Origin of the sequence: Amazonocrinis nigriterrae CENA67 (genome assembly GCF_016056305.1) — a bacterium.
GTDB lineage: Bacteria > Cyanobacteriota > Cyanobacteriia > Cyanobacteriales > Nostocaceae > Amazonocrinis > Amazonocrinis nigriterrae.
This window is the reverse complement of sequence record NZ_JAECZC010000050.1, coordinates 15,497-23,238: the sequence shown is the minus strand read 5'-3', so window position 1 is coordinate 23,238 and position 7,742 is coordinate 15,497. Positions and strand designations below refer to the sequence as shown.

Below are 7,742 nucleotides of genomic sequence, written 5' to 3'. Positions count from 1 at the left end.
TGCGTCGCGCCTGCTTAATTGATCAGCTGCCAGTTACCTCCTTGCTTGGTGGGCCAAAATCATCAGGCAGATCCTCTAATGATTTGCCCAAGGCACGACACAAAGCTTTGACTTGGGGAATAGTTAACTCTGGCTCATACTCTCCTCTCTCCCATCCACTAATTACTTGCCTACTCAAAGTTTTCTTTCTAGATTTGTCAGGGATACGGCTTGCTAGTTCTGCTTGCGTCAGGCCAGCAGCTTCGCGCAGTCTTTGCAAGGCTGGCATATCTTCAGGATTTTCCGGTTTCTTCTTTCTTGCCATATTTTTAAGAAAAAAGCAAGCACGCTTGACATCCATAAGAGAAAGCAAGTATGCTTGCTTTTGTAAACAACAGAAGACCAGCCGAAGTAAAAACCTCGGCAGAGAAATTACTTTGGCTAGTTCACAACTGATACTCGCACCCATTGCATAACAGCAAAAGCGGGAAGTTAACAGCTTATGTATTTGGCAAGCGAACACTGATGAAGAGTAGTTCAGCCATACTTAGTCCCGTGTGAATTGCGATTGTATTGAGTGCTGAGTGCTGAGTTATTAGTCAACAGTTAACAGTCAACTGTTAACTGATAACTGAACATGCCGTTGATTGGAGGTATAAAACACCACAACACAATGCGATTAGTCTGAATTTTCATAGGGTTTTCACACTCGCCGGCACTGCTGGCGTTTCCTGGGTGCATTAACGGTTTAAGTGAGCCTCGGCGGCCTTGCTGGGGGTTCAATTCCCCCGTGTACCCACAAGCACTAGTACTTGCCAGTAACACTCAACTTTCCGTTGCTGGCTTTCCTACAAGATACACGAGGTATAAATTTAGACGCTAATCAACAAACAAATTGTGAGGTGTGACATAAATAGCCATCAGTAGCGCCAGCATACACCCGCCTACTGGCGCGACTATGTATAACTGCTTCGTTAACGTTCATAAAACAACACCAGCACACCGCTAGAGTGCTGGTGATTTCTTAAAAACTCAAGGATTTTAAATATGCAAGCTACACTCACTAAATAAACCGTGGGCGATTTTCTGCACGTCTAAAACTTGTCAATATGAATGCGTTGGGCGATATTTTAACCGCCAAGATGCCGATGATCAACTAGCTTTTTTACGCAAACATGTACCACAAGCCGAGTTTGTTGTAGTGTACGACATCAAACAGGAGTCGTGATGGGTAAACCACTGGGATATTACACCAACCACACTCCCGGCGACGATACCCTGCTGGGGGACTTAGAAAAAGAGTTTGGTAGCCATTTTGAAAACATGTCTAAGCGTGACAAATTTTACCTCATCAACAGCCTGGCTCTCAGTTTGTGTGGCGAAGCAGCCGGAATCAGCAACCGAGCTATAGCAGTTGGTGTTCAATTAATGCCAATGCCTACTTCTACCAAACAAGACTTAATCCGGTTTCTGATTGACCAGGTGTAATCAAACTGAAATTTTGTTGCGATCGCGCGGTTAATGGAGTCACGCGATCGCTCTTTTGAATCCGCGCAACGGAACCAAGAAATTATGCAAATTATATCAGTCAACAGCGTGTTTACTTGCAAAACACCTAACTCTGGTTGGTTGAACCTAGCCCAAGTTCGCCAGCTTCACTTTGTACCAGCAGCCGAAGCAGTTACCGAAATTGGTAAATCAAAGGATTTCGTCGTTGTCACCTGGCACAACGGCGACAAGCAAATATTTTCTGATGAAGATGCCACAGCCATTCATCAAGTTTGGGTAGAAGCTACAGCGCTCATTCAACAGCGCTGCAACTGTAATCACCGTTTTAAAAATCGGAGGCAATTATGAGTCAAGCCGCAATTAGTCGAGGTAAGGAGATTATTAAACAACAGATTCGGTTAGCTCTACGGGATGAAGTAGTCCGCATCCCCGTTGAAGATGAGGCCAATTTAGCTGTATTTGAACAAGCACATCGTAGTTTCGATATACAGCGAATGCTTGTACAGAAAAATGTCTCAGTTGAGTTTTATATTCCCGAACCGCCAATTGAACAGGGCAAAAAATGGATGTTGCAATTCATTAATAATGCACCTGCTGATGTGAGTCAAATTATTTTTCCATATCGAGCGCGTGACTGTGCTGATGCACAAGCCGCTTTAGAATCCCCAGAAGTGCAAGCACTATTGCAGCAGCGAAATATCACAGCTTCAATACAGCGAGTTGATGATCAATCTGACCAACCATCAATTGTTATTGCCACTTACGACCAAGTAACTAATGGTGAACTCGATAATTTCTTGAGGAGATATCAGCAATAACTAATGATTAGAGGTGGAGTTTTAACAGTTATCAAAGGTGAAGGTATTTATGTTGATTTTAGTCGCATACTGTGGTTTAAATCACCTCAACAAAGACAGGAAATCATCAAATATTGGCATTCACAAGGTTTCGCTGAACCTGAAAGACTGCAATACATTTACTCTGATAACTGTCTCGAAGTCGAACGAGATTTACCTGAGTATGGTTTTTTTAAAGGCACTGGTACTTTGGATGAGCAAATTTACAACATACCTTTTTAATTTGATGAGGTAATATGAGTAACTCTGAAACAACTAATAATATTTGGCAACCTGATCCGAGTTGGGATTACTACATACTTTGGCATTCATTCCTTTACGTCAAAGCTAAAATTGATGCTGCTTTGAGTTGCATAAAAGACGAAGAGTATGCCATGCCTGGTGTAGAGATTGAAATCAAAAAAATATTAGAGCCAGCTTCAAGCAAACTAATAGAAATCGTTGACTCATTGCCCGAAGAAGAGGAAGAGGAGGACGACGAAGAAGAATAACCGCCTGATGATGGCTACCTGACACAGTAGCCGAAACGGGGGCAATAACGCCCCCGTCGCGGGTTGTGTCCAAAGCAATCCGCCCCATGTTTCGCGCTGCTTGGGGCGTTAAAAATGAAATGCACACCCAGTCTGTGGGGTGTTCACACTTTCAAGCGCACCAGCGGCGCGAACGACCGGGATAAACCCAGCGTTAAGAGTGAATCGCGCCCCTCTTTTGGTGGGGTGTTAGGGGATTCAAGCGTCAAAACTGGGCTTTTAACATCGTGTTGGCAGCACGAACACTAAACCCCAATTATCGGCAGAACCATGACAATTAAATCAATAACATCTTTGGGAGTTGATGTTAGTAAATCAAGCGTTACTTGTCATATTTTAACATCCTATCCCAAAGGCGGATTAAAGAATTATTGGCAAAAGTCACGGACTAAAGCTAATAATTTATTCCCTACTTTTTACTCTAGTCCTAAGCCTAAAGGCAATCAAAAATCAGCTTTTGATTTTGCTGATTATGTAAAAGATAATAATCCTGATGTGGCAATCCTTGAGCCAACAGGCAATCATTACTCTAGACTATGGGCAAGGATTTTAGAAAGCTTAGGAGTTAAAATTCTCTGGGTTGGTCACATTGAACTGCGGCGTTATCGCGGTGGTAAGAACCTACCTAACAAGTCTGATGCTGCTGACGCTTTGGCGATGGCTGCTTACGCTTTAGATCAAGAGAATCAGCTAGAGTCTGGTGAACTCAACGAGCGCCAATTTCTCATGCACAGGCCCGAGGTTATTGACCAGCTGCGGGAACTGGTGCAGAAACTAGAACACCTCAACCGTGTACAGTCGCCAATCATTAACTACACCCGTCAGGCCCTGGCGTGGCAATTCCCAGAAAAGGCACACAGTAAAACTGAAACTACCAAGCTGGGAAATGTCCCTCCATTGTGGGGTTGGTTAGCGCAGCGGGAACTGGAGGTACACCCAGCAACTTACAAATCCCTCACTAAAGCCTACCAGCAGTCGGTAGCAGTACAATTTGGATTTTCCATAGATCCATTTGTCAGGCTGCACGCTGATTGGTTGTGTGATATCGCCCTGGAGGAGCAACGCCTGGAGGTAGAACTGAAAGCACTGGTTAATGATCACCAGTTTTTTAAGTACAACCAGGTTTTTGACAATTTCAAATTCGGTTTGCGGGTTCGTGCCAGGCTGCTGAGTCGGATTTACCCGTTTGAAGCGTTCCTGGTCAATGGTAAACCGTTGATTGAGCGAGAAGTCCGGGAGGTAAAGAAGAAGGAAGTCACCCGCGAAAACGGGAAACGTGTTGTGAAATTCTCCCCCGGTGACGTGAAGCGGGTTAAACGTAACCGCAGCCGGGACGCTTTCAAGCTGAGGTTAGGTATGGGTACAGTCCTGGAGCAATCCGGCGATAAGCTGGTGGAAAAAGGTAGCGGTTCAGCACTTTGCAGAATGAACTTCTGGCAACATGTCATAACTAAAATTGAAGTTGACCGCTTGCCTGACAATAATATTGGCCTTGAGATTGCTGAGTATAAAGCCGAACTTAAGAAAAATGTTGATGCTTCTGGCAAACAATTACTCAACGGTAAACATTTGCAGTCCAAGCTCAGCTCTAAGGTTGCTAATATGCTGTTTCGGGAGTTGACTAGAGCGATCGCGATCGCTTTTCACTAATCCTGATGCTAAACCCCCACTCCCCAAGCTGGGGGTTTTTAAATTCCTCAGTCCCCAGTCCCCAGTCCCCTGTAATCAGTTAGAGTGAAAGTGTCCATCAAGCTTGCGATCGCATAATCATGAACAGCGAAAAAATAACAGTGGAGTCTTTGTATACTGTCACTGATGAAGAATTAATGCTGATGAGTTCGCAAAACCCAGAACTGCGTTTTGAACGAAATGCCAATGGAACATTAGAAACTATGCCTCCAACTGGTGGAATTTCTGGAAATAGAGAAGCAAAAGCAACTGCCTATCTCCTAATTTGGGTAGAAAGCCAAGATTTGGGCGAAGTATTCGGCCCAAGTGCTGGTTTTAGGTTAGCAAATACTGCTGTCAGAGCGCCTGATGCTGCTTTTGTGGCTAAAGGACGTTTACCACAAGGGTGGGATCAGCAAGAAGACAAATTTATCAACTTAGCACCCGACTTTGTGATTGAAATTCGTTCTCAAAATGACAGCTTACAAAAACTTCAAGCCAAAATGGTAGAGTATATTGCTAATGGTGTGTGGTTGGGATGGTTAATTGACCGCCAAAATCAGCAAGCTTTGGTTTATCGTCAGGAAGGTTCAATTACCCAGTATCCAGCTACAGCAATTTTGAGTGGTGAAGATGTTGTGCCTGGGTTTACTTTGCCTTTGGCAAAATTGCTGTAATTGACTGTAAATTTGCAGATTAACTACTAGTCTCAGATTATTTGTTTGTCGGCATTTCCTAATAATAAATCAGTGATGGTATTTCAACCAAACAAGTTGCCTGAAGTGAAATATGATACTGATATATTACCTGTTCTCGAAGTGTTGGCAGATTGGCAGGTACAAACGGCAGATATTTTTAGCTTTTTGAAGATTAAATAATATAAATTTCATCAAGCTACACACATGATGAATGGTAACTCAACAGCAGTTAACGCTAACACCACAGCGCTGTCTGGTCAATGCAAAGGGGAATCAGTGCTTGAAGCAACAATTATTGCATCCGATCAATAGTACGATACTGAATCGCCTCCGCCACATGATTAGCTTTTAGGTGATCATCACCAGCCAAATCTGCAATAGTACGCGCTACTTTGAGAATGCGATCGCTAGCCCTTGCTGATAAACCTAATTTTCTAATAGCCGCTTCCAACAAATTCCGACTACCATCATCCAGCTTGCACCATTTTTGCAAATGACGACTTTGTATTTGGGCATTGCAACGCAGATTTGCTTCTCCTTGGAAGCGGGTGACAGCGCGATCGCGTGCTTGTTGCACTCGTTTCCTCACTGATAGAGATGGTTCTCCCATAGGTTGTTGAGTAATCTCCTCTGGTTTCAAGCGATTCACCGCTACTTGTAAATCAATTCGATCCATCAATGGCCCAGAAAGCTTAGCCCAATATTGCTCGCGTTGCCTTGGTGAACAGGTACACTGTTGAATGGTATCGCCATAAAAACCGCAAGGGCAAGGATTGGTACTCGCCACTAAAGTAAACTGTGCAGGAAAAATTACAGATTGTTTCGTGCGGGAAATCGTCACATACCCATCTTCCAAAGGCTGACGCAAAAATTCTAAGACATCACGTTTAAATTCTGTTAACTCATCGAGAAAAAGAATACCTCTATGTGATAGAGAAATTTCACCTGGACGGGGAAAGCTACCACCACCAACCAGAGAAGGCCCCGATGCTGAGTGGTGGGGGCTGCGGAAAGGGCGATCGCGTACTAAAGACCCACGATTTTTTAATAAACCAGCTACTGAATGAATGCGAGTCACTTCCAAAGCTTCAGCGAATTCTAGAGGTGGTAGGATTCCCGGTAAGCGCCGTGCCAACATAGTTTTACCGCTACCAGGCGGCCCCACAAAGATTAAATTGTGACCGCCAGCAGCAGCAATTTCTAAAGCACGACGGGCATGAGCTTGTCCTTTGACATCCTGCAAATCTGCACTATGGTAAGATATTTGTGGCAACTCCCCTGAGTTATCTAGTTGCACAGGTTTGTAAAGCTGTGGATTATTTAAAAAATCAACCACCTCACAAATATCTTTGCACCCATAAACAGCCAAGCCTTGCACCACAGCTGCTTCTTGGGCATTATCAACAGGTACAATTAAACCAGCAATTCCCATTTTTTGAGCAGTTGCAGCAATCGGAAGAACACCAGCAACTGGCCGTAAGGTACCATCAAGCGAGACTTCCCCTAGAAATAGATAATCTCCCAACAAATCAGCACTCACTTGTTCAGAAGCCGCTAAAATTCCCACACTAATAGGCAAATCAAAAGACGGCCCTTCCTTGCGTAAATCTGCCGGAGTTAAATTAATTACTATCTTACGCATGGGAAAAGCAAAGCCAGCATTTTTCAAAGTTGCTTTCACCCTTTCTTTGGATTCCTGAATTGCTGAATCTGGCAATCCCAAGACAACAATTCCGGGCAATCCCCCTGACACATCGACTTCCACGCCTACCTTCACCGCATCGATGCCGATAATTGATGCACTCCAGACTCTAGCAAGCATTTGTTATATAACAGTAAACCTTTAGAATCACTAACATATAAGTAGGTAAATCCATATGAGTGAAACCACAGAAACGATTTTCAGCAAAATCATTCGTCGGGAAATTCCAGCCAATATCATCTATGAAGATGAATTAGCCTTGGCATTCAAAGATATTGCCCCCCAAGCACCAGTTCACATCCTCGTCATTCCGAAAAAACCCATCGCTAAACTAGATGAAGCCGAATCTGATGATCAAGCTCTTTTGGGACATCTGTTGTTAACTGCTAAGAGAGTTGCCCAAGAAGCTGGACTGGAAAACGGTTATCGCGTTGTCATCAACACCGATGTTGACGGTGGTCAAACCGTCTATCATTTACATCTACATATCCTCGGAGGACGGCAAATGGCCTGGCCTCCTGGCTGATGAAACTGGATGAATCACGTCAACAGACGCGATTCATCACAAAAATAAATCAATTTCATAAGAAAAATTTAATTAAAAGAGCTTTACAAATCTCAATTTTTCTTTTAAGCTATAGCACAGGTAAGCAAGTTTACCTACAAAATCATAAAAACCAAAGCATTCATAAAAAAATGACCACAACCTTACAAAGACGCGAAAGCGCTAACGTATGGGAGCGGTTCTGCAACTGGATCACCAGCACCGAAAACCGGATTTATGTCGGTTGGTTCGGCG

General features: G+C 43.7%; 11 protein-coding genes. 9 read left to right on the top strand and 2 right to left on the bottom strand.

Annotated elements, in window-relative coordinates:
- Positions 1-22 precede the first annotated feature (22 nt).
- Positions 23-304 (bottom strand): helix-turn-helix transcriptional regulator, encoded by a 282-nt coding sequence (locus I8748_RS21280; protein ID WP_214662689.1) that lies wholly within the window; start codon positions 302-304, stop codon positions 23-25.
- A 902-nt stretch (positions 305-1,206) separates the two neighbouring features.
- On the opposite strand from I8748_RS21280, the gene I8748_RS21275 reads away from it, so the two are divergent.
- The 8 genes from I8748_RS21275 to I8748_RS35790 all read left to right on the top strand — a co-directional run bounded on the left by I8748_RS21275 (position 1,207) and on the right by I8748_RS35790 (position 5,421).
- Positions 1,207-1,467 carry a hypothetical protein gene (locus I8748_RS21275; protein WP_198126546.1) on the top strand — a complete coding sequence of 87 codons (261 nt, stop codon included), beginning with the start codon at positions 1,207-1,209 and terminating at the stop codon, positions 1,465-1,467.
- Positions 1,468-1,551: 84 nt separating this feature from the next.
- Entirely contained in the window at positions 1,552-1,836 is a 285-nt protein-coding gene (locus tag I8748_RS21270; RefSeq protein WP_198126545.1) for a hypothetical protein, read from the top strand.
- Positions 1,833-2,306 (top strand): hypothetical protein, encoded by a 474-nt coding sequence (locus I8748_RS21265; protein WP_198126544.1) that lies wholly within the window; start codon positions 1,833-1,835, stop codon positions 2,304-2,306. Before I8748_RS21270 ends, I8748_RS21265 begins: the two co-directional genes overlap by 4 nt.
- A 3-nt stretch (positions 2,307-2,309) precedes the next feature.
- A complete protein-coding gene (locus I8748_RS21260) occupies positions 2,310-2,567 on the top strand; it encodes a hypothetical protein (RefSeq protein ID WP_198126543.1) in 258 nt (85 codons plus the stop codon).
- Positions 2,568-2,581: 14 nt separating this feature from the next.
- A complete protein-coding gene (locus I8748_RS21255) occupies positions 2,582-2,836 on the top strand; it encodes a hypothetical protein (RefSeq protein WP_198126542.1) in 255 nt (84 codons plus the stop codon).
- Between the two features lie 309 nt (positions 2,837-3,145).
- Complete coding sequence (locus I8748_RS21250; RefSeq protein WP_198126541.1) at positions 3,146-4,525, top strand: IS110 family transposase; 1,380 nt, start codon at positions 3,146-3,148, stop codon at positions 4,523-4,525.
- A 119-nt stretch (positions 4,526-4,644) separates the two neighbouring features.
- Entirely contained in the window at positions 4,645-5,220 is a 576-nt protein-coding gene (locus tag I8748_RS21245) for a Uma2 family endonuclease (protein WP_198126540.1), read from the top strand.
- Between the two features lie 75 nt (positions 5,221-5,295).
- Positions 5,296-5,421 carry a hypothetical protein gene (locus I8748_RS35790; RefSeq protein ID WP_263976271.1) on the top strand — a complete coding sequence of 42 codons (126 nt, stop codon included), beginning with the start codon at positions 5,296-5,298 and terminating at the stop codon, positions 5,419-5,421.
- A gap of 112 nt (positions 5,422-5,533) precedes the next feature.
- Here I8748_RS35790 and I8748_RS21235 read toward each other — a convergent pair whose 3' ends face one another.
- A complete protein-coding gene (locus I8748_RS21235; protein ID WP_198126539.1) occupies positions 5,534-7,063 on the bottom strand; it encodes a YifB family Mg chelatase-like AAA ATPase in 1,530 nt (509 codons plus the stop codon).
- A 55-nt stretch (positions 7,064-7,118) separates the two neighbouring features.
- Here I8748_RS21235 and I8748_RS21230 point away from each other — a divergent pair, with 55 nt between their 5' ends.
- Entirely contained in the window at positions 7,119-7,469 is a 351-nt protein-coding gene (locus I8748_RS21230) for a histidine triad nucleotide-binding protein (RefSeq protein WP_198126538.1), read from the top strand.
- The last annotated feature ends 273 nt before the right edge of the window (positions 7,470-7,742 follow it).